We start from the raw sequence: 1,570 nt of genomic DNA, 5'->3' as shown, positions 1-1,570 counted from the left end.
CCCCCGCGGTGGAGTGGCCGAGTGGTGAGGCAACGGCCTGCAAAGCCGTGCACACGGGTTCGATTCCCGTCTCCACCTCCGTTCAATGACGCGAGGCGCGGTTAGCTCAGCGGGAGAGCGCTTCCCTGACACGGAAGAGGTCGCTGGTTCAATCCCAGTACCGCGCACCAAGATTGACCTGCGGAAACAGGTCAATAAACTATGGCCCGTGCCCATCCAACTCCGCCCGGCAGACCGCGCGGACGCTTGGCTGTGCGGCGGTCGCCGAAAGGCCCGACCTCACCCGTGCCGCGACCCCTGCACCGTATGTCGGTGTGCTGCTCTACCCTCGCGGCATCACGCCGGCGGTGCACGCCGCTGGCCGCACGGAGGGAACCACAGCCATGTATCGGGTACTCACCGCCTTCACCGCGGTCGCGGCGCTGACGACCGTCACAGCGGCGCCGTCGCGCGCGGACGCCGACAGCTACCTGCAGGCGCTGCGGGACGCGGGTGTCAACGTCGACGTCTGGCCGTTCATCACACCGGCCGGAGTCACCAACCATGGCCTGCACGTGTGCATGCAGCTGCGCGCGGGCATCACGCCCGACCAGATAATCCAGAACGACTCGTTCGGTGCCGCGGTGCCGGTGCCGCTCGTGATTGATGCGGCGCAGCACAACCTCTGCCCGGACACCCTCGGGTCGACGCCCTGACGCGGCACTACCATCACACGTACCGAATCGGGTGGTCGGCTCGCCCGGCGGGGATCCCCTGAGGGTTTGGACGGCCGATTTACCGACCAAATCAGCGCAAGCCTGGGGCTGGGCGGCGAACAGCTTCGCCGACGGATCCAACCTCTGGTCTCCGGAGCTGGCAGCTGGCCGAAGCCCGGCGCCGGAACCGAACGGCCACGTCACCGCGGCATGTGGCAGGATGTGCCCATGCCCGCGAGAGCCCGGTGGGTAAAGATCCTCGACGTTAACCCCCGGGTTATCGCCCGGCACACCACGCCGATCACCTGTCAGGTCAACCAGGTTGCCACCGCCATCCGAGACTGGTTCCCGAACCCGAACGCGACCGTGCGTGACGCGGTCAACGCGTTGCAGCGGGCCATGTCCATCGACGGTTACATCGACGGGCTGTGCCAGCTGCTCAACATCAGCGTCGAACCGGTTGCCGAGCGGGCCGATCGAGATCCGCCGTCGGACGACACAGACGACGATGGGCCGTCGGTCGCATCCTGAGGCCGCCGGATTTCGGATGCGGCTCCTGACGTTCCCCGCTGCCTGCGCGGCAGCGGGGTCGATGCTCGGCGTTGTCGGCGGACCGGCGGCGGCAACACCGAACTGTGGGGTGGATTTGGCGGCGCCGGCGGTGATCGTCGCGGTCAAACACCTTCCCCACTACACCGGTACCGCGTGGTCCTGGGACAGCGATCCGGCAACGTTCAAGGGCAACTTCGATCCGTGCGCCACGCTGTCGGTTGCGCTGGTCACCGTCACGCACGCCACCGGCAGCTCACCGGTCGCCGCGCTGATGTTCCACGACGGCGAGTACGTCGGAACCGCTACGTCGCACGCCTACGGGC

General features: G+C 67.6%; 3 protein-coding genes and 2 tRNA genes. All 5 read left to right on the top strand.

Annotated features, from left to right (window positions below; genetic code table 11):
- Positions 1-7: 7 nt before the first annotated feature.
- Positions 8-78: transfer RNA gene (locus tag AC2VNT_RS06670), tRNA-Cys, on the top strand.
- A 17-nt stretch (positions 79-95) separates the two neighbouring features.
- Positions 96-170 (top strand) — tRNA-Val (locus AC2VNT_RS06665).
- Between the two features lie 177 nt (positions 171-347).
- A complete protein-coding gene (locus AC2VNT_RS06660) occupies positions 348-695 on the top strand; it encodes a DUF732 domain-containing protein (protein WP_486946102.1) in 348 nt (115 codons plus the stop codon).
- A 228-nt stretch (positions 696-923) separates the two neighbouring features.
- Positions 924-1,226 carry a hypothetical protein gene (locus AC2VNT_RS06655; protein ID WP_486946101.1) on the top strand — a complete coding sequence of 101 codons (303 nt, stop codon included), beginning with the start codon at positions 924-926 and terminating at the stop codon, positions 1,224-1,226.
- A 16-nt stretch (positions 1,227-1,242) separates the two neighbouring features.
- Positions 1,243-1,570: LppP/LprE family lipoprotein (locus tag AC2VNT_RS06650; protein ID WP_486946100.1), on the top strand; the 328-nt coding region annotated here is incomplete at its 3' end.

This window comes from Mycobacterium sp. TH-M15 (assembly GCF_057473705.1).
This window is presented reverse-complemented; position numbering and strand designations above follow the sequence as displayed.